The 18,003-nt window shown below is 58.6% G+C and carries 21 protein-coding genes; 13 read left to right on the forward strand and 8 right to left on the reverse strand.

Features of this window, described 5'->3' with window-relative positions; all coding sequences use genetic code 11:
* Nucleotides 1–13: 13 nt before the first annotated feature.
* Both CKW38_RS00700 and CKW38_RS00705 read left to right on the forward strand, forming a co-directional pair.
* Nucleotides 14–694, forward strand: coding sequence for an SOS response-associated peptidase (locus CKW38_RS00700; RefSeq protein WP_007910787.1), 681 nt, complete (start codon nt 14–16; stop codon nt 692–694).
* A 331-nt stretch (nt 695–1,025) separates the two neighbouring features.
* Nucleotides 1,026–1,298 carry a hypothetical protein gene (locus tag CKW38_RS00705; protein ID WP_007910785.1) on the forward strand — a complete coding sequence of 91 codons (273 nt, stop codon included), beginning with the start codon at nt 1,026–1,028 and terminating at the stop codon, nt 1,296–1,298.
* A 47-nt stretch (nt 1,299–1,345) separates the two neighbouring features.
* Here CKW38_RS00705 and CKW38_RS30105 read toward each other — a convergent pair whose 3' ends face one another.
* From CKW38_RS30105 to CKW38_RS00715, 3 genes are read right to left on the reverse strand one after another with little or no spacing between them, the layout of a single operon-like run.
* Nucleotides 1,346–1,492 carry a hypothetical protein gene (locus tag CKW38_RS30105; protein ID WP_007910783.1) on the reverse strand — a complete coding sequence of 49 codons (147 nt, stop codon included), beginning with the start codon at nt 1,490–1,492 and terminating at the stop codon, nt 1,346–1,348.
* A 53-nt stretch (nt 1,493–1,545) separates the two neighbouring features.
* Nucleotides 1,546–1,857, reverse strand: a complete 312-nt coding sequence (locus CKW38_RS00710) for an AzlD domain-containing protein (protein WP_176472272.1) — start codon at nt 1,855–1,857, stop codon at nt 1,546–1,548.
* The gene (locus tag CKW38_RS00715) at nt 1,857–2,555 is read right to left on the reverse strand and encodes an AzlC family ABC transporter permease (protein ID WP_016983007.1); all 699 of its coding nucleotides are present in this window, start codon (nt 2,553–2,555) and stop codon (nt 1,857–1,859) included. Before CKW38_RS00715 ends, CKW38_RS00710 begins: the two co-directional genes overlap by 1 nt.
* 186 nt (nt 2,556–2,741) lie before the next feature.
* On the opposite strand from CKW38_RS00715, the gene CKW38_RS00720 reads away from it, so the two are divergent.
* A complete protein-coding gene (locus CKW38_RS00720; protein WP_095111506.1) occupies nt 2,742–3,116 on the forward strand; it encodes a DUF2784 domain-containing protein in 375 nt (124 codons plus the stop codon).
* On the opposite strand, the gene CKW38_RS00725 is transcribed toward CKW38_RS00720, so the two are convergent.
* The gene (locus tag CKW38_RS00725) at nt 3,117–3,644 is read right to left on the reverse strand and encodes a DUF3087 domain-containing protein (protein WP_095111507.1); all 528 of its coding nucleotides are present in this window, start codon (nt 3,642–3,644) and stop codon (nt 3,117–3,119) included.
* 223 nt (nt 3,645–3,867) lie between these two features.
* Here CKW38_RS00725 and ppnN point away from each other — a divergent pair, with 223 nt between their 5' ends.
* The gene (gene ppnN, locus CKW38_RS00730) at nt 3,868–5,241 is read left to right on the forward strand and encodes a nucleotide 5'-monophosphate nucleosidase PpnN (RefSeq protein WP_007910770.1); all 1,374 of its coding nucleotides are present in this window, start codon (nt 3,868–3,870) and stop codon (nt 5,239–5,241) included.
* A 58-nt stretch (nt 5,242–5,299) separates the two neighbouring features.
* Here the strand turns inward: ppnN and CKW38_RS00735 are convergent, their stop codons facing one another.
* Nucleotides 5,300–6,271 carry a hypothetical protein gene (locus CKW38_RS00735; RefSeq protein ID WP_221178395.1) on the reverse strand — a complete coding sequence of 324 codons (972 nt, stop codon included), beginning with the start codon at nt 6,269–6,271 and terminating at the stop codon, nt 5,300–5,302.
* 347 nt (nt 6,272–6,618) lie between these two features.
* Between CKW38_RS00735 and CKW38_RS00740 the strand changes: the two genes are divergently transcribed.
* Nucleotides 6,619–7,560 carry a polyprenyl synthetase family protein gene (locus CKW38_RS00740; RefSeq protein WP_095111508.1) on the forward strand — a complete coding sequence of 314 codons (942 nt, stop codon included), beginning with the start codon at nt 6,619–6,621 and terminating at the stop codon, nt 7,558–7,560.
* 52 nt (nt 7,561–7,612) lie between these two features.
* Here the strand turns inward: CKW38_RS00740 and CKW38_RS00745 are convergent, their stop codons facing one another.
* Together CKW38_RS00745 and CKW38_RS00750 are read right to left on the reverse strand one after the other, a co-directional pair.
* A complete protein-coding gene (locus CKW38_RS00745) occupies nt 7,613–9,013 on the reverse strand; it encodes an FAD/NAD(P)-binding protein (protein ID WP_095111509.1) in 1,401 nt (466 codons plus the stop codon).
* Complete coding sequence (locus CKW38_RS00750) at nt 9,014–9,577, reverse strand: helix-turn-helix domain-containing protein (RefSeq protein ID WP_007910768.1); 564 nt, start codon at nt 9,575–9,577, stop codon at nt 9,014–9,016.
* 85 nt (nt 9,578–9,662) lie between these two features.
* On the opposite strand from CKW38_RS00750, the gene CKW38_RS00755 reads away from it, so the two are divergent.
* The 7 genes from CKW38_RS00755 (at nt 9,663) to CKW38_RS00785 (ending at nt 16,903) form a co-directional block, all read left to right on the forward strand.
* On the forward strand, nt 9,663–10,604 hold the full coding sequence (locus CKW38_RS00755) for a DMT family transporter (protein WP_095111510.1): 942 nt from the start codon (nt 9,663–9,665) through the stop codon (nt 10,602–10,604).
* 241 nt (nt 10,605–10,845) lie between these two features.
* Nucleotides 10,846–13,764 carry a monovalent cation/H+ antiporter subunit A gene (locus CKW38_RS00760; RefSeq protein WP_007910764.1) on the forward strand — a complete coding sequence of 973 codons (2,919 nt, stop codon included), beginning with the start codon at nt 10,846–10,848 and terminating at the stop codon, nt 13,762–13,764.
* Nucleotides 13,764–14,108: a Na+/H+ antiporter subunit C gene (locus CKW38_RS00765; protein ID WP_007910763.1), complete on the forward strand. Its 345-nt coding sequence runs from the start codon at nt 13,764–13,766 to the stop codon at nt 14,106–14,108. Before CKW38_RS00760 ends, CKW38_RS00765 begins: the two co-directional genes overlap by 1 nt.
* Complete coding sequence (locus tag CKW38_RS00770; protein WP_007910761.1) at nt 14,105–15,784, forward strand: monovalent cation/H+ antiporter subunit D; 1,680 nt, start codon at nt 14,105–14,107, stop codon at nt 15,782–15,784. Before CKW38_RS00765 ends, CKW38_RS00770 begins: the two co-directional genes overlap by 4 nt.
* The gene (locus tag CKW38_RS00775; RefSeq protein WP_095111511.1) at nt 15,781–16,269 is read left to right on the forward strand and encodes a Na+/H+ antiporter subunit E; all 489 of its coding nucleotides are present in this window, start codon (nt 15,781–15,783) and stop codon (nt 16,267–16,269) included. Before CKW38_RS00770 ends, CKW38_RS00775 begins: the two co-directional genes overlap by 4 nt.
* Nucleotides 16,266–16,544, forward strand: coding sequence for a K+/H+ antiporter subunit F (locus CKW38_RS00780; protein WP_007910754.1), 279 nt, complete (start codon nt 16,266–16,268; stop codon nt 16,542–16,544). Before CKW38_RS00775 ends, CKW38_RS00780 begins: the two co-directional genes overlap by 4 nt.
* On the forward strand, nt 16,541–16,903 hold the full coding sequence (locus tag CKW38_RS00785; protein WP_095111512.1) for a Na+/H+ antiporter subunit G: 363 nt from the start codon (nt 16,541–16,543) through the stop codon (nt 16,901–16,903). The genes CKW38_RS00780 and CKW38_RS00785 overlap by 4 nt, the downstream gene beginning before the upstream one ends.
* A gap of 96 nt (nt 16,904–16,999) precedes the next feature.
* Here the strand turns inward: CKW38_RS00785 and CKW38_RS00790 are convergent, their stop codons facing one another.
* Nucleotides 17,000–17,440 carry a DUF3995 domain-containing protein gene (locus CKW38_RS00790; protein ID WP_007910751.1) on the reverse strand — a complete coding sequence of 147 codons (441 nt, stop codon included), beginning with the start codon at nt 17,438–17,440 and terminating at the stop codon, nt 17,000–17,002.
* 94 nt (nt 17,441–17,534) lie between these two features.
* Here CKW38_RS00790 and CKW38_RS00795 point away from each other — a divergent pair, with 94 nt between their 5' ends.
* A complete protein-coding gene (locus CKW38_RS00795) occupies nt 17,535–17,924 on the forward strand; it encodes a DUF2946 domain-containing protein (protein WP_095111513.1) in 390 nt (129 codons plus the stop codon).
* Nucleotides 17,925–18,003: the final 79 nt, after the last annotated feature.

An 18,003-nucleotide genomic window follows, 5' to 3' on the forward strand; every position in this document is an offset into this window, starting at 1 on the left:
GGAGATTCAGCCCATGTGCGGAAGACTCTCGCAGTACCGTGGCATTCATGACTTCGTCGCGGTGCTGAGCATTCCCGACGCGTTGATCAATCACGTTGGCGATGCGCCGCTTGATCGCTATAACGCGGCGCCGACCACCGCGCTGGCCGTCCTGCATCAACAAGGACGGCACCTGCAGGCCGACAATCTGCGCTGGGGCTGGCGCCCGCATTGGGCCAAGGATCGCCCGCCCCCCATCAATGCCCGGGTCGAGAAAGTCGCCCATGGTCCGTTCTTCCGGGCGATCTGGCGACATCGCTTGATTGTGCCCGTGGACAACTGGTTTGAATGGGTCGACAGCGGCGACAAAACCCGGCAACCCTGGCTGATTCGTCGCGCGGATCATGCAGCGGTTTTCTGCGCCGCCATCGGACAATTTCCGACAACCGAAACGGCGGCCCGGGATGACGACGGTTTCGTGATTATCACCGCCGACGCCGCCGGCGGCCTGCTCGACGTCCACGATCGCCGACCGGTGGTATTCCGCGCAGAGTTGGTGCGCGAATGGCTCGACCCGGCGACACCCGTTGAACGCGCTGAGCAAATGTTGCTGTTCGAAGGTGAAGGCAGTGAAGTGTTCGAGTGGTACAAAGTCGGCAAAGCCGTCGGTAACGTGCGCAATCAGGGGGCCAGTTTGATTATTGAGCAGACTTAAACATTTGCCGACTTCACGCGTCTATCAATGTAGGAGCTGTCGAAGGCTGCGCTCTTTTGACGCAGCGCTATATGAGATAAACCCATTGCAAATTTTAGCAACTCATAAAGCGAATCACTGCCGTTACAAACCCTGTTTCATTTTTGAGACGGCGCACATAAAACACACGTTCGAATGAACTAACCGCCTGTCTGACATTTCAACCGTCATACATACATTTAGATGCACTACGGATAGCATGCGCGCCGCATTTCCATTTGGTATACCAGTTGACCAAAGAGTCAACAAACCAGGAATCCCCTAACGTCTACAAGCCTTGCAGAGAAATAAGTTGCGCGACGATTTTGCAATCAAACAGGTCAGCGACCTGGAGTGTATTTATCTGTCGATGACAGAACGCTTTGAACTCGACTGTTTTATCGGCCACTACATCAAGACCCGAAACCTGCGTGCCGTACCCGATATCGAACGCGTCCTGCGCACCACACTTGAAGGGTATCCCGGCCACGCGCCGGTGATGGTCAACGAGCTGAATGCGTGGATTGATCGAACCTTGGGATATCGGGCCACACACCCCGATTTCACGCAGTTGGACGATCTTTGAAACCGTAAAAAAGCCCTGCGTTTGCGGGGCTTTTTCGTAGAAATCACTCAAAACTTGCGATCGGGGTCTGAAAGCTCTCTGCCGTCATCGTGCTTCCAGGTTTGTTCCTTATGCTTCTCCCGCTCTATTTCCTCTTCAGTCGGCTCATCCGTCTCTTGCTCATCCGTCTCCGGAAGCTTCTGCTCAGTCGCCATGTGCACCTCCCGTTATCAGTAAACCTGCATCCCTGAAGCGTAGAACAGACAACTTACAACCACCAGCGCAGCAAAAAGAAGAACGCCATGCTCAACAGCATGCTGAGCAAAGTATTGCGCGTGTATATCACCAGTGCGATCGCCACCAGCGAACTAAGCAAATACGGATTATCCCACTGCAGATTCAGCTGTTTGTCCGGCATGAAGACAATTGGCCCACAGATAGCGGTCAACATCCCCGGTACCGCAAACCCGAGAAACTGCCGCGCATTGCTGCTCAAACGCACGGGCAATCGCGGCTCGAGAAACACGTAGCGATTGAGAAACACCAGAATCCCCATGCCAAAAATCACCGCCCAAACCATCATGTGCGCTCCCGATACAGCTTGTTGCAGATAAACCCGGCAGTCATTCCGGCCAATCCGGACAAAACCAGCGCCGAACCCCATTGCCAGTAACTGAACAGCACCGAACAAAACAGCGACACCGCTACACACACCACCGTCGGTACGTTACGCACCACCGGCGTGATCAACGCGATAAACGTGGCGGCAATCGAGAAATCCAGCCCCAGGTGCTCAAGCCCCGGAATGCTGCTGCCGAGGACAATGCCGGCCAGAGTGAACAGATTCCAGGCGATGTAGAACGTCAGGCCGACGCCCAGCGCATACCAGCGATTGAATTGCTGGCGATCATGCTGACTGGTCAACGCGAACAACTCATCAGTGAGCAAAAAACCTAGCCCTATGCGCCAGCGCCCCGGCAGCGGCGAAATCACCGAACGCATGCTCATGCCATACAGCAAGTGCTGCGACGTCAGCAGCAGCGTGGTCAACAAAATCGAGAAAATCCCCGCGCCGCCCTTGAGCATGCCGATCGCGACCAATTGCGCCGCACCGGCAAACACGATGCTCGACAAGCCTTGGCCTTGCAACGGCGTGAGGTTAGCTTCAATCGCCATGGAACCGGCCAGCAGTCCCCACGGCGCGGTGGCCAGAGACAATGGCATGATCGCCGCCGCGCCGCGAAGAAACGCACTGCGCGGCATAAGTGAGTCAGACATAAACGTTCTTCAACCAGGAAAACGGTCGCAGACTGTGCCAGCCATTTCGTCTTTTTGGCTTGAACAATCTTGCGCACTTGTGGGAAATCGGCCGGATGCGCGCGCAATTCGCTGATTTTCGCACTGACCTCTAATGCCCTGAGCGGCGTAACATAGCGCCATTCACAATCGCGTCAGGGAGACGACATGCTGTACCGAATCGCAGCCGACGGGCTGGTGCTGTTTCATTTGTGCTTCATTCTGTTCGTGCTGTTTGGCGGGCTGCTGGTGCTCAAATGGCCACGTTTGATGTGGCTGCATTTGCCGGCTGCCGCCTGGGGCGTGGCGGTCGAGGTGTTGCACCTGACCTGCCCGCTGACCTACTGGGAAAATCTCATGCGCCACGCTGCCGGGCAGACTGAATACGCCGGCGGCTTCATCGAACATTACATCTGGCCGATCATCTACCCGGCCGGGCTCACCCCGCAGATTCAACTGGCGCTCGGCAGCGTGGTGCTGGCGACCAACCTGTTGGTGTATGGCCGCTTGATCCGTTCGTGGAAGTTGCGCCGAGCGCTGTAATCAGCGCGACGTCGGCTTTAAGGCTTCGAGCCAGGCCGGATCCAGGCGCGTCTGCTCGGTGTCGAGTCCCAGCGCCTGCATCCGCTCCTTGTGCGCCTCGACTTCGCGCCACAGCTGCCCATGATCGCTGGAGTTACCGTCCAGTTCATGCATCTGCGTCAACCCAAGATGATAGAAACGCAGCACTTTCATGGCCGTCGCATCGTTCTGCTCCACCGCCGCCGTGACCTGATGCATCACATTGGTGATGCTCATCAGGTTGCGCTTGAGTCGCCAGCTGTACACGGCTGGCGCCATCCAGCTCTGATTCCAGAAACGCCCGCGCAATAACGCAGCCGTCAGCAGAAATGCCACAAACACCCCACCGACATTGAAGCGCAGGTTATCGCCGCCAGGCTCGCCAAACAGCGCCACGGCCACGCTGGAAAACAGCATCGCCAGCACCAGGAACAGCACGGCGATGATGATCGTGCTGCGTCGCGTCTGCTGGCGAAAAGTGGCGGCATCCATCGGCTGAATCTCGAACATCACAAATGACTTCCTTGAGCGACAAAAGGGCTAACTGAAAAAACCGGCCGGCGCATTATCGCCTCTACCGCGGATTTAGCTATGCTGGGGCTCCTTTTCATCTTTTCAGCGTCCAACGGGGACATGGCGGTATAGCGCAGATCGTGCCATCTTCATTCATGGATACACACTATTCGGATGCCATTGCTCAGCTTCGTGATGACATCGTTTTAAGGATCATTGCATGACCCAACGACACGTAATCAATGCCTCGGTCAGCCCGAAAGGCAGCCTGGAAACCCTTTCTCAACGTGAAGTTCAGCAACTGAGCGAAGCCGGATCCGGCAGCACCTACACCCTCTTCCGCCAGTGCGCCCTGGCCATCCTCAACACCGGCGCCCATGTCGATAACGCCAAGACCATCCTCGAAGCCTACAAGGACTTCGAAATCCGCATTCACCAGCAGGATCGCGGCGTACGCCTGGAGCTGCTGAACGCTCCGGCCGACGCGTTCGTCGACGGCGAAATGATCGCCAGCACCCGCGAAATGCTCTTCAGCGCCCTGCGCGACATTGTCTACACCGAAAACGAACTCGACAGCCAACGTATCGACCTGAGCACCTCGCAAGGTATCAGCGACTACGTTTTCCACCTGCTGCGCAACGCGCGCACCCTGCGCCCGGGCGTCGAGCCGAAAATCGTCGTGTGCTGGGGCGGCCACTCGATCAACACCGAAGAATACAAATACACCAAGAAAGTCGGCCACGAACTGGGTCTGCGCAGCCTCGACATTTGCACCGGTTGCGGCCCCGGCGTGATGAAAGGCCCGATGAAAGGCGCGACCATCGCTCACGCCAAACAGCGTATTCATGGCGGGCGTTATCTGGGTTTGACCGAGCCGGGCATCATCGCCGCCGAAGCGCCGAACCCGATCGTCAACGAATTGGTGATCCTGCCGGACATCGAAAAACGTCTGGAAGCCTTCGTGCGCGTTGGCCACGGCATCATCATTTTCCCGGGCGGCGCCGGTACGGCAGAAGAATTCCTCTACCTGCTGGGCATCCTGATGCACCCGGACAATAAAGGGCTACCGTTCCCGGTGATCCTCACCGGGCCGAAGCACGCCGCGCCGTATCTGGAACAGCTCGACGCCTTCGTCATCGCCACTCTCGGCGAAGCGGCCAAGCAGCACTACGAGATCATCATCGACGACCCGGCCGAAGTGGCGCGGCAGATGACCCAAGGCCTGAAAGCAGTGAAGCAGTTCCGCCGCGAGCGCAACGATGCGTTCCATTTCAACTGGCTGCTGAAAATCGACGAAGGCTTCCAGCGTCCGTTCGATCCGACCCACGAAAACATGGCGAATCTGAAACTGCACCGCGACCAGCCACCGCATGAACTGGCGGCCAACCTGCGCCGGGCGTTCTCCGGTATCGTCGCCGGCAACGTCAAGGACAAGGGCATTCGCCTGATCGAAGAACACGGGCCGTACCAGATCCGTGGTGACGCCGCGATCATGCAACCGCTCGATGCCCTACTCAAAGCCTTCGTCGCCCAGCACCGGATGAAACTGCCGGGTGGCGCGGCGTATGTGCCGTGCTATCGAGTGGTGGCGTAACCTACAAGCATGAAGATCCGAAGATGATGCTTCGGGTCTTCGTGGCGGTTCGACCTGTTCAATTTGGCCTGAAACGTATTTCCCGATAGCGCGGTACCGACAGATGCCAGCCGACGTTGCCAAGCCATTGCACTCTGAATGCCTCGGCGCAGCGCAATGCTTGCTCGCGCACGTCGGTTTCACACCCAATTTGATCAAGCTCGTCGGGTAGTCGCGACTGCAGTTCGAGAAACTGTCGCATCCACACCTCAATTCTCTGATTCACTTCAGTCGCTGCCTGATCCGGACTCAGTCCATGATGATGTCGAAGGTGAGTCAGGAGGTTGTAAACGTCCTCATCTGGATTAGCCAAGATGCAGAACGACAGCACATCGTTGACCGCTTTCATTAAATTCAGTGATAGCCTGCGCAATTCCTGCCATAGCGAACAGTAATAAACCGTTGCGGGAAGATTTATCTGATGGGCAAAGTACGTAAACTCAAAGCACACCTGAAAACCTCCGGCATTGCGCCACACACTTTCATAATCGGCCAGTCCAGGCTGGGTTCCGCCGAGGCGATGCGTCGAAGCACTGACGCAGCAAAACAGATAGCTGCTGTATTGATCCAGTGTTCTTCGTACCCACTGCTCAGGCATTGACGCCCCTGCGCGACGTATAATGTCTCTCAATCCCCCGGGCAGTCCTGCGCACTGACCTGCGCCACGCTCGCTCGCAACTTCGTGCACTTGTCGCAACGCCCTCTCCAAAGCATCAGGAGAGCAACTCAGATCCTCATCGGCCAAATCATCCTGACAACTGAACCACCCGGTCAGATCAGAGAGTACATTCAGCGTTTGCGCGTTCGCATGGGGCCACATGAAGGCAGCGTATTTGCCTGGTAGATAAATATCCAACTGGTGTATCGCCCGTTCGGAATCTGTCAGCCCCAGACTTTCAAGCCAGGCACGCGTCTGTTGTTCGGCCTGGTCGGCCATAGGACTTGGTGCGACATCAATCAATTGCAAGGCCGGTGGCAGTGAGTAACTCATGCGGCAACTCCATGATTATCGAGTGAAATATCACGCAGCGTGCTGAAGAAGACCGGAATAAACATAACGTCATATTAGAGAAACAACATTGTTCCAGGCGCAGCGAGCTCAGACAGTCCCACTAACCCTAGCTCAGCAAAACAAGGTTTCAACTCTCCGTTTTACCGTCCATCGACTATCACGGCCAACCTGATATAGAACGCAATCGCGAAAACTTTATAATTAATAAGTCCTAAAAAAACCAAACACCCAACACTCTTTACGCTACTTTCTAGAGACGTTGACTGTGACACCCTGGCAACCAGGTATTCAAACGCCGCTCTGATTGACACCGGGAGTAAACTGCCATGTTTCCTTCAAACCCTGAGCAATATGCGGCTGCCAAAAAAAGCTGGGTTGTTGCGTTCGAGTATCAGGAGCAGCATGCGGGCATGAAGGTCAGAACAGACCTGACACGGGCCTTGGCGAATGTATATCGACTCTCTTCCGATAAAACCCGAATAATTTGTGACTGTGTCGAACGTTTCAACACGGCCTCGCTGATACACGATGACATTATCGATCAAGACCGGATTCGTCGTGGAGCCGACTCCGTGTGGGTCAGATACGGAGTGGCCGCAGCACTGATTTCAGGCATGTATGGTTACATTCAAGGGTTGAAATCGCTCAGTGAATCAGGACGCATGACATTGGTTCAAGCAGGCCTCGATAGCCTGGAGGAATTGCACATCGGCCAGTACCTCGACACCTTGCTCAGCGAGGGAACGGACTTACCCACCATGGAGCAATACCGCTATGTTGCTCAACTGAATACCGGGTGTTTTTTCATATTCATTCTTAGAGCCTGCCAACAACTCAAGCCCCTACCCCAGCAATGTTACCGATCACTGAAATCAATGCTGCTTGAACTTGCCGTCTACTATCGCTTTGTTAACGATTACTGCGACATCAATCACATTCCGCATTATGCAAAAAAAGGGTTTGCGCCCGATCTTGAAGCAGGCCCCAAATCGTTCCTGATGATTATTGCAAACCAGCCATTACCCAAGAGCAATAGAAGCGAAATACAGAAACGGCAGATAATAATTAATTGGGGAAACGCTGATGTATTTTGCAAAGCCTTGAAGATCATGGAAGACAGCTATGCAATCCTGCCAGGCTTTCTCCAACGCGCACAGCAACAGTGCAATGAACTGGACTTCAGCCAACTTCATAAATTTCTCGATACCGTGCACTTCCAACAAAAACCGGTGGATGATTTCTATGCATCCCTTCAATTGAATACTTGAGAAATCGCCTCTTCGAAAATTCATGTCGCGGTGTACTACAAGCAGAACTGCCTCAACCAAGGCCTGACAGGCGCAATGCCAAAGCCTTGGCCTGCAATGCCACATCCGTCACCGCCGTACTCTCCCACCACATCCCGCGCAATGGCGGCCCCATAGCAAACAACTGCTCAGCCGCACATCCCTCGGCATCCAGCACCGCGCCATCGATTGCCGCCGCAATCCCCAACGCCAACGGCCCCGACCGCACCAGACCGCGCGCCAGCAGTTGCTGCGGCAACGGTCGCGCCACTCGGCGCCAGTCGTATTCGATACCGCTGGAATTGATCAATGCGGCGCCTTGCACCACGCAGGTTTGCGACTCACCGCGCCGCCGAATGCGAATACGGACGCCACCGTCCGGACTTGTCTCAAGCCCTTTGAACGAAGCTGCCTGAATACGCAATCGCCCTTCTTTATAAAGACGCTCAACCAGCGCCGCACTCAACGGCGGCGAACGGTGGTGATGACTTTCCCACCACGGCCGTACATGCCGTACGAATTGTCGACGCTGCGTGTCAGTCGCCTGACTCCACAAACGAGCGATATGCACCCGAACCGTGTCCAGTGGCGCCTGCCAATCGATGCCTTGCGCGATGGCTGCCCGGCAATGCCGGCGTAATTCGCGCAATAACTGCCGAGGCGTGCGAATACTGTGATCGTCGCTGAGAAAATCGATCCAGCCCGGTGGCTGTCGGCGCACATGGGGCAACAAGCCGTGCCGGGAAAACACTTCAATTGGCCCGCGATGCCCGGCCTGCTCCAGCGACACCAGGGCATCGACCATGGTCAGGCCAGAGCCGATGATCAACACGGTCGATTGCGGGTCGAGTTGACGCATCGCCGCGACATCCCACGGATCAAGCGCGGCGGCGTTGAGGCCGCTGGAGGTTTTCTGCGGGGTTCGCGCGGCAGGGAACATTCCGGTCGCCAAAACCCCGTAGCCACCGCGCAGTGCCTGACCATTGCTCAGCGTGAGCTGCACCGAACCGGCATCGACTTGCAGGTCGACGACTTCCGCACGAATGTGCTCAACGCTTGAGCCAGTCTGCGCCCCGACTTTACGGGCCTCGGCCAGACGCTGCTGCACATAGACGCCGAACAATCCACGCGGCGCAAACAGTTCGCTGACCGGCACGTCCTGCTCGGCCGATTCAGGCCAGCCACCGCCGGCAATGTGCTCGGTCAGCCATTGCGTCAGATCATCAGGATTATCCGGATCGACGCTCATACGTGCGGCGTTGCCGTTGAGCGTGTGTCCCAACTCGACCGCGCTGTACGCCTCGCCCCGTCCCAGTTCCGCACGCGGCTCAATGATCAGGACCTTGCGCCGGCCAGGCAGACGTAGCAATTGCACCGCCAGCATCGTGCCGCTGAGGCCACCACCGATAATCAGGATGTCTGCGCTCTGACTCATTCAAATCACCACATTGCGCACAAACCGCGCCGCAACCTCGCCATCGTTGCGATAGGAATGCGGCTGGTTGCTGGCAAACATAAAAAACTCACCGGTGCCGATGTGCTGCGGCTGATCCCCGAGCATCAGGGTAAGGCAGCCTGCAAAGACGAAAATCTGCTCGCTCCAGCCCTCGGCATCTGCTTGCGACGGGTAGACCTCACCCGGTTGCAGACACCATTCCCATTGCTCGACTTCACGAGTCGCCGTGGCTTTGGAGAGCAACACCGCTTTGCTGCCCGGGTGGGTTCCTGCCCAGGCCACCTCGTTGATGCGGCTCGGGTCGCGGGCATCCGGCGCTTGAATCAGATCGCTGAACGCGACATCCAGCGCTTCGGCAACGCGATCAAGAGTGGTCAGGCTGACATTTTTTTCACCCGCCTCGATCGCCACCAGCATGCGCCGGCTGACCCCGGACTTTTCTGCCAGCGCGGTCTGGCTCATATCGGCGGCATGCCGTAGACGCCGCACATTCAGGCTGACGTGTTGCAGAACGGACGCCCGTTGCGTTGAATCTTTGTGCACTATATTGCTCACTCGGTGAGGTTGGGCAGTATACTGCGCAACGTTGGGCGCATTGTGCGGCCTCCTTTTTAAAGTGCGCAAGGTCATGACGTCGCAGAACAGCTCCTCCACTCCTCTCCGTTTCTCTCGTTTCAGCAAAGCCGAGTGCGTGCTGGTGCTGATCACCATGATCTGGGGCGGTACCTTCCTGCTGGTTCAGCACGCGATGACCGTCAGCGGCCCGATGTTTTTTGTCGGTCTGCGCTTCGCCGCTGCGGCGGCTATCGTCGCGCTGTTCTCATGGCGTCATCTGCGCGAACTGACCCTGTTTGAACTCAAGGCCGGCGCCTTCATCGGCGTGGCGATCATGCTCGGTTATGGCTTGCAGACGGTCGGTCTGCAAACGATCCCGAGCAGTCAGTCGGCGTTCATCACCGCGTTGTATGTGCCGTTCGTGCCGTTGCTGCAGTGGCTGGTGCTCGGGCGTCGTCCGGGCTTGATGCCGAGTATTGGCATCATGTTAGCGTTCACCGGTTTGATGCTGCTGTCAGGCCCGTCCGGCGCAGCGCTGAATTTCAGCCCTGGCGAAATCGCCACGCTGATCAGCGCTATCGCCATCGCCGCCGAAATCATTTTGATCAGCACCTATGCCGGTCAGGTCGATGTGCGCCGAGTGACTGTCGTGCAATTGGCAACCACATCGGTGCTGTCGTTCCTGCTGGTGGTGCCTACCGGGGAAATGATTCCGGATTTCTCCTGGACGCTGCTGGTGACCGCCCTGGGGTTGGGCGCGGCGAGTGCGGCGATTCAGGTGGCGATGAACTGGGCGCAGAAAAGTGTCTCGCCAACCCGGGCGACGTTGATCTATGCGGGCGAGCCGGTATGGGCCGGGATCGTCGGGCGGATTGCCGGGGAGCGGTTGCCAGCGATTGCGCTGGTGGGCGCGGGGTTGATTGTGGCGGCGGTGATTGTCAGTGAATTGAAGACCAAGGGTAAGGTTGCCGAAGCAGAAGCCGACGCTGAGCAGGCGCGGGAAACCCAAGGTTAATCTGCAATGTCCTTAGTGCCTGGGCTATAGCTATCGCGAGCAGGCTCACTCCTACAAACGCGTTCCCCTGTAGGAGTGAGCCTGCTCGCGATGGGGCCATCACAGGCGCCGTCCCTTCACCTGAAACAATGCCAAACAGAAAATTCCAGACTACTTTGTAGGATTCTGAGACATCCTGGCGTTTGGTGATCAGGGAGCTGGCACGTATGATGCTTCACAAACTTCCGCAGATTAGAAGCCTATGTCCCTGATAGTTCTACTGCTTCTGCCATTCATTGGCAGCTGTCTGGCAGCGGTGCTGCCTCACAACGCGCGTAATACCGAATCCCTGTTGGCAGGTCTGGTCGCTTTGATCGGCACCGTCCAGGTCGCGATGTTGTACCCGCAAATTGCCCACGGCGGCGTGATCCGCGAAGAATTCATGTGGCTGCCCAGCCTCGGTCTGAACTTCGTTCTGCGCATGGATGGCTTCGCCTGGCTGTTCTCGATGCTGGTGCTGGGCATCGGCACCCTCGTCTCTTTATATGCCCGTTATTACATGTCGCCGGACGATCCGGTGCCGCGTTTCTTCGCGTTCTTTCTGGCGTTCATGGGCGCCATGCTGGGCCTGGTGATCTCCGGCAACCTGATTCAGATCGTGTTCTTCTGGGAGCTGACCAGCCTCTTCTCGTTCCTGTTGATCGGCTATTGGCACCACCGCGCCGACGCCCGTCGCGGCGCTTATATGGCGTTGATGGTCACCGGTGCCGGCGGACTATGCCTGTTGGCGGGGGTCATGATTCTCGGCCATGTCGTCGGCAGCTATGACCTCGACAAGGTCTTGGCCGCCGGCGACATGATTCGTGCACACGCCCTCTACCCGATTCTCCTTCCTCTGATTCTTATCGGCGCACTCAGCAAAAGCGCCCAGTTCCCTTTCCATTTCTGGCTACCGCACGCGATGGCGGCGCCGACACCGGTTTCGGCTTATCTGCACTCGGCCACCATGGTCAAGGCCGGGGTTTTTCTGCTCGCACGCCTGTGGCCGTCGTTGTCCGGCAGCGAAGAATGGTTCTACATCGTCAGCGGGGCTGGCGCCTGTACGCTGTTGCTCGGTGCGTATTGCGCGATGTTCCAGAACGATCTCAAAGGTCTGCTCGCTTACTCGACCATCAGCCACCTCGGCCTGATCACATTGTTGCTGGGCCTGAACAGTCCACTGGCTGCCGTGGCGGCGGTATTCCACATCCTCAACCATGCGACATTCAAAGCCTCGCTGTTCATGGCTGCGGGCATCATCGACCACGAAAGCGGCACCCGTGACATCCGCAAACTCAGCGGCCTGATCAAACTGATTCCGTTCACCGCAACGCTGGCCATGGTGGCCAGTGCCTCGATGGCGGGTGTGCCGCTGCTTAACGGCTTTCTGTCGAAAGAAATGTTCTTCGCTGAAACCGTGTTCATCAACGCCACGGCGTGGGTCGAAGCGGCACTGCCGATTGTCGCGACCATTGCCGGTACGTTCAGCGTTGCCTACTCGCTGCGCTTTACCGTCGATGTGTTCTTCGGTCCACCGGCTACCGACCTGCCGCACACTCCGCACGAGCCGCCGCGCTGGATGCGTGCGCCGGTGGAATTGCTGGTATTCACCTGCTTGCTGGTGGGGATTTTCCCGGCGCAGATCGTCGGTCCATTGCTAGCGGCAGCGGCATTGCCCGTCGTCGGCGGCGAACTGCCGGAATACAGCCTGGCGATCTGGCACGGCCTGAACGCACCGATGATCATGAGCCTGATCGCCATGTCCGGCGGCATCATTGTCTATCTGTTGCTGCGCAATCAGCTCAAGCGCGGACGCTTCAAATACCCGCCGTTGGTTGGCCGCTTCAACGGCAAGCGCCTGTTCGAACGCAGTCTCGTGGTGATGATGCGCCTGGCCCGACGTCTGGAGCGGCGACTCGGCACCAAGCGTCTGCAGATGCAATTGTTCCTGATGGTATTGGCGGCGGTGCTCGCCGGCCTGATCCCGATGTTGCACAGCAGCCTGAGCTGGGGCGACCGGCCAAAGATTCCCGGCTCCATCGTCTTTGTCACCCTGTGGCTGCTGGCGATTGCCTGTGCCCTCGGCGCCGCGTGGCAGGCCAAGTATCACCGTCTCGCTGCTTTGACCATGGTCAGCGTCTGCGGCTTGATGACCTGCGTCACCTTCGTCTGGTTCTCCGCACCGGATCTGGCGCTGACGCAACTGGCAGTCGAAGTGGTCACCACCGTGCTGATCCTGCTCGGTCTGCGCTGGTTGCCACGCCGTATCGAAGAAGTCTCGCCACTGCCAAGCAGCCTGCGCAAGGCACGCATTCGTCGTCTGCGCGACTTGCTGCTGTCGATTGCCGTCGGTGGCGGCATGGCGCTGCTGTCCTACGCCATGCTGACGCGGCAGACGCCGAACGATATCTCTTCGTTCTACCTCAGCCGCGCCATGCCTGAGGGCGGCGGCAGCAACGTGGTCAACGTGATGCTCGTGGACTTCCGCGGCTTCGACACACTCGGCGAAATCACCGTGCTGGTCGCCGTGGCGCTGACCGTATTCGCCCTGCTACGGCGTTTCCGCCCACCGAAAGAAAGCCTGCAACTGCCTGCCCAGCAACGCTTGCTGGCGCCGGACGTGGTCACCGATCTGGTCAACCCGCGCTCGGCGAGCGACACCGCGCTCGGCTTCATGATGGTGCCGGCCGTGCTGGTGCGCCTGTTGCTGCCGATTGCGCTGGTGGTGTCGTTCTACCTGTTCATGCGCGGGCACAACCAACCGGGTGGCGGCTTTGTCGCCGGTCTGGTGATGTCGGTGGCGTTCATCCTGCAATACATGGTCGCCGGTACACAGTGGGTCGAGGCGCAAATGAGCCTGCGGCCACTGCGCTGGATGGGCACCGGGTTGCTGTTTGCCACCGCTACCGGCCTCGGGGCGATGGTCGTCGGTTATCCGTTCCTGACCACCCACACCTGGCATTTCAGCTTGCCAGTGCTGGGGGACATCCATATCGCCAGCGCATTGTTCTTCGATATCGGCGTGTACGGCGTGGTGGTTGGTTCGACGCTGTTGATCCTCACCGCCCTCGCCCACCAATCGGTGCGGGGCCACAAGACCGCATCGCTGCCCAAGTCCGTCGCCAGCAAAGGAGCCGTCTGATGGAAGAAGTCATCGCAATCGCCATCGGCGTGCTCGCCGCGTCCGGCGTCTGGCTGATCCTGCGGCCACGGACGTTCCAGGTGGTCATGGGCCTGTGCCTGCTGTCGTATGGCGTCAATCTGTTCATCTTCAGTATGGGCAGCCTGTTCATCGGCAAGGAGCCGGTGATCAAGGACGGCGTCACCCAGGATTTGCTGCACTACACCGACCCGCTGCCACAGGCCCTGGTACTCACCGCGATCGTCATCAGCTTTGCCATGACCGCGCTGTTCCTCGTCGTGCTGCTCGCCTCGCGCGGCCTGACCGGCACCGACCATGTCGACGGCCGGGAGCCTAAAGAATGATGGCAATGACTCACCTGATCGCAGCACCGATTCTGTTGCCGCTGCTGACCGCCGCCATCATGCTGATGCTCGGCGAGCGGCACCGACCGCTGAAGGCGAAAATCAACCTGTTCTCCAGCGTCGTCGGTCTGTTCATTTCGGTGCTGTTGCTGCAGTGGACGCAAACCACTGGCGTACCCGGTTCCATCGGCGTGTACCTGCCGGGCAACTGGCAGGCGCCATTCGGCATCGTGCTGGTAGTCGATCGGCTGTCGGCGCTGATGCTGGTGCTGACCGGGATCATCGGCGTCAGCGCCCTGCTCTTCGCCATGGCACGTTGGGATGGCGCCGGTTCGAGCTTCCACGCCTTGTTCCAGATTCAATTGATGGGCCTGTACGGCGCATTCCTGACGGCGGATCTGTTCAACCTGTTCGTGTTCTTCGAAGTGCTGCTGGCCGCGTCTTATGGCTTGCTGTTGCATGGATCGGGTCGGGCGCGGGTCTCGTCGGGGCTGCATTACATCTCGATCAATCTGCTGGCCTCTTCGCTGTTTTTGATTGGCGCGGCACTTATCTACGGCGTCACGGGCACGTTGAACATGGCCGATCTGGCGCTGAAGATTCCGCTGGTGCCGGAAGCTGACCGTGGCTTGCTGCATGCCGGCGCCGGGATTCTCGCCGTCGCGTTCCTGGCCAAGGCCGGTATGTGGCCGCTGAACTTCTGGCTGGTGCCGGCCTACTCCTCGGCCAGTGCGCCGGTCGCGGCGATGTTCGCGATCATGACCAAGGTTGGCGTCTACACCCTGCTGCGCCTGTGGACCCTTCTGTTCTCAGGGCAAGCCGGAGCCTCGGCATTCTTCGGTGGCGACTGGCTGATCTACGGCGGCATGGCGACCATGGCCTGCGCGGCGCTGGCGATTCTCGCCGCGCAACGCCTGGAGCGCATGGCCAGCCTGAGCATTCTGGTGTCGGCCGGTATCCTGTTGTCCGCCGTAGGCTTCGCCCAACCGAATCTGATCGGCGCAGCGCTGTTCTATCTGGTCAGCTCAACGCTGGCATTGAGCGCGCTGTTCCTGCTGGCCGAGCTGATCGAACGTTCTCGTTCCGCCAATGAGATCCCGCTAGAGGATGAAAGCGAACTGCTGCCGCGCCCGCAGGAATCCCTGCAACCACCCAAAGGCATCAACCTCGATGACGAGCAGAAAGCCGTGGTCGGTCAGGTCATTCCGTGGACCATGGCGTTTCTCGGCCTGAGCTTTATTGCTTGTGCGCTGCTGATCATCGGTATGCCGCCGCTGTCTGGCTTCATCGGCAAACTCAGCCTGATCGGCGCATTGCTCAATCCGCTGGGCCTGGGCACCGCTGCGCCGATTTCCATCGCTGCATGGGCGTTGCTGGCGCTGCTGATCCTCACCGGCCTCGCGTCGTTGATGGCGTTCTCGCGCCTCGGCATCCAGCGCTTCTGGACGCCGGAGGAGCGCCCTTCGCCGCTGCTGCGCAAACTCGAATGTGCGCCGATCTTCCTGTTGCTGGGGCTGAGTATCGTCCTGACCTTTAAGGCTGAACCGCTGCTGCGCTACACCCAAGCTACCGCCGAGGCGCTGAACAACCCGCAGCAATACGTCATGGCGGTGCTCGGCACCCGCGCTGTTCCGAGTCCGGAAGCCAAATCGGCGATGCTGGAGGTGCAGCCATGAAGCGCGTGTTTCCTGCACCGTTGTTGTCGTTGGCATTGTGCGTTCTGTGGCTGACCCTGAACCTGTCGATCAGCCCGGGCAATCTGCTGCTCGGCGCGATGCTGGGTTTTGCTGCACCGTTGATGATGCGCAAACTGCGTCCGAAACAGGTACGCATTCGCCGCCCCGGGACAATCCTGCGCCTGTTCTTCCTCGTCGGTCGCGACGTGGTGGTGTCCAACCTGATTGTCGCGTGGGGCGTGCTCAACGCCGGTCGTCGCCCGCTGCGCTCGGGCTTTGTCAAAGTGCCGCTCGACCTGCGCGATGCCCATGGCCTCGCGACCCTGGCAATGATCTGCACGGTGGTGCCCGGCACGGTTTGGTCGGAACTGTCGCTGGATCGCAGCATTCTGTTGTTGCACGTCTGGGATCTGGATGATGAAGCGCAATTCATCGAGCACTTCAAGTCCACCTACGAGCGGCCGTTGATGGAGATTTTCGAATGAGCCCATTACTGTCGAACGCCATCCTGCTGACGCTGTTCCTGTTCTCGCTGGCCATGGTGCTGACGCTGGTGCGTTTGTTCAAAGGCCCGTCGGCACAGGATCGAGTCCTGGCGCTGGATTACCTGTACATCGTCGCGATGTTGATGATGCTGACCCTGGGTATTCGTTATTCCAGTGACACTTACTTCGAAGCGGCGCTGCTGATTGCGCTGTTCGGCTTCGTCGGCTCGTTTGCCCTGGCGAAGTTCCTGCTGCGTGGCGAGGTGATCGAATGAATACTGAATTGTCGCTATGGATCGAGATTCCGGTGGCGATCCTGCTGGTGCTCAGCGGTCTGTTCGCGCTGATTGGTGCAATCGGGTTATTGCGCATGAAGGATTACTTCCAGCGCATGCACCCGCCGGCACTGGCCTCAACGCTGGGGGCGTGGTGTGTGGCGTTGGCGTCGATCATCTGCTTCTCGGCGCTGAAATCCGGGCCGGTGATACATGCCTGGCTGATTCCGATTTTGCTGGCGATCACTGTGCCGGTGACGACCTTGCTGCTGGCGCGGGCGGCGTTGTTCCGCAAGCGCATGGCCGGGGATGATGTGCCGGCCGAGGTAAGCAGCCGCCGCACCGAGAGCGGTAGCTGAACCGTTACAAGATCGCAGCCTTCGGCAGCTCCTACATTGGAATGCGCTCCCCCCTGTAGGAGTTGCCGAAGGCTGCGATCTTTTGATCTTGCTTTTCTAGACCCAAGCCACCGCCAACAACCCCGCCCCCAACACCGCACACAACGGCGAATACACCCAGGTATCCAGCCGCGCAAACCGCGAATCCTTCACTTCCTTGAAAAAACCGACCAGATTCGAATCACCAATCGCCCGGGCAAACATCAACAGCGCAATCGCGCTGATCACCCATTGCAACGCCTTGTGCGTCACCGCCGGCATGCCCCAGCCCACCCGCATACACACCAACGCCGCAATCACCAACAATGCCGCCGCCACAATCAACGTGAGCCAGCCTGACGGCTTGAACGCCGGCCGCACCGTTGCGACAAATCCGCGCACCGGCACCTGCGGCACCACCACCGCAGCCGCCCACTGCCCGCCCAGCGCCCAATACACGTGCATCAAGGCGATCACCGCAAACGTTGTCACCAGCCATTGAGCCAACACAAAGGTCATGGTTGAAATCCTTGGAAAGGGATTTGAACAAATCATCCTAGTCGGATTTTTTTCAAGTGCACGACCGATCAGCGGTACGGTAAAGTGCCGCCCCATGAAATTCTCCCGTTCCGATCGCTCACTGCTGGCCTGGATGCTCTATTGCTGCGTCCTGTTCAACGTGTTCGCCTGCAGCATCGGTCACGGACAAATGGTCGGCATGCAGCTCAACGGTATCGGCGGCCAGTTCTGTACAGTCGACCCGGCCACTCAAGCGCCGCTCGCCAGCAACCCCACCGAAGAACAACTGCCCACCCTGTCCAAGGCATTTGGCTGTCCGCTGTGCTCGGTCGGCGGTGGCATGGGCCCAGCATTCAACTCCAGCCTCACGCTGGCGATCCTGCCCGAACACCACAGTCCGCCGCTGGCGCCCATCGTCAGCGCCGACCTCCCTGCCCGCTTCACCTGGCCTTCAGCCAACCCTCGCGCCCCACCGCTCGCCTGAGTGTCTTTGCCTTTTTGATTTGTCAGCCCACTGCGCCAACGTGCGGCGTTCACCTGTGCGCTGACTCCTAGACAAGCAT

Source organism: Pseudomonas sp. Irchel 3H7, from assembly GCF_900187605.1.
Taxonomy (GTDB): Bacteria; Pseudomonadota; Gammaproteobacteria; order Pseudomonadales; family Pseudomonadaceae; genus Aquipseudomonas.

Coding starts and splice junctions, on each gene's coding strand:
- CKW38_RS00770 (WP_007910761.1), top strand. CDS start 14,105: ATGATGGCAATGACTCACCTGATCGCAGCACCGATTCTGTTGCCGCTG.
- CKW38_RS00745 (WP_095111509.1), bottom strand. CDS start 9,013: ATGAGTCAGAGCGCAGACATCCTGATTATCGGTGGTGGCCTCAGCGGC.
- CKW38_RS30105 (WP_007910783.1), bottom strand. CDS start 1,492: ATGGCGACTGAGCAGAAGCTTCCGGAGACGGATGAGCAAGAGACGGAT.
- CKW38_RS00735 (WP_221178395.1), bottom strand. CDS start 6,271: ATGAGTTACTCACTGCCACCGGCCTTGCAATTGATTGATGTCGCACCA.
- CKW38_RS00710 (WP_176472272.1), bottom strand. CDS start 1,857: ATGGTTTGGGCGGTGATTTTTGGCATGGGGATTCTGGTGTTTCTCAAT.
- CKW38_RS00775 (WP_095111511.1), top strand. CDS start 15,781: ATGAAGCGCGTGTTTCCTGCACCGTTGTTGTCGTTGGCATTGTGCGTT.
- CKW38_RS00725 (WP_095111507.1), bottom strand. CDS start 3,644: ATGTTCGAGATTCAGCCGATGGATGCCGCCACTTTTCGCCAGCAGACG.
- CKW38_RS00755 (WP_095111510.1), top strand. CDS start 9,663: ATGACGTCGCAGAACAGCTCCTCCACTCCTCTCCGTTTCTCTCGTTTC.
- ppnN (WP_007910770.1), top strand. CDS start 3,868: ATGACCCAACGACACGTAATCAATGCCTCGGTCAGCCCGAAAGGCAGC.
- CKW38_RS00790 (WP_007910751.1), bottom strand. CDS start 17,440: ATGACCTTTGTGTTGGCTCAATGGCTGGTGACAACGTTTGCGGTGATC.
- CKW38_RS00740 (WP_095111508.1), top strand. CDS start 6,619: ATGTTTCCTTCAAACCCTGAGCAATATGCGGCTGCCAAAAAAAGCTGG.
- CKW38_RS00720 (WP_095111506.1), top strand. CDS start 2,742: ATGCTGTACCGAATCGCAGCCGACGGGCTGGTGCTGTTTCATTTGTGC.
- CKW38_RS00780 (WP_007910754.1), top strand. CDS start 16,266: ATGAGCCCATTACTGTCGAACGCCATCCTGCTGACGCTGTTCCTGTTC.
- CKW38_RS00715 (WP_016983007.1), bottom strand. CDS start 2,555: ATGTCTGACTCACTTATGCCGCGCAGTGCGTTTCTTCGCGGCGCGGCG.
- CKW38_RS00785 (WP_095111512.1), top strand. CDS start 16,541: ATGAATACTGAATTGTCGCTATGGATCGAGATTCCGGTGGCGATCCTG.
- CKW38_RS00760 (WP_007910764.1), top strand. CDS start 10,846: ATGTCCCTGATAGTTCTACTGCTTCTGCCATTCATTGGCAGCTGTCTG.
- CKW38_RS00700 (WP_007910787.1), top strand. CDS start 14: ATGTGCGGAAGACTCTCGCAGTACCGTGGCATTCATGACTTCGTCGCG.
- CKW38_RS00795 (WP_095111513.1), top strand. CDS start 17,535: ATGAAATTCTCCCGTTCCGATCGCTCACTGCTGGCCTGGATGCTCTAT.
- CKW38_RS00765 (WP_007910763.1), top strand. CDS start 13,764: ATGGAAGAAGTCATCGCAATCGCCATCGGCGTGCTCGCCGCGTCCGGC.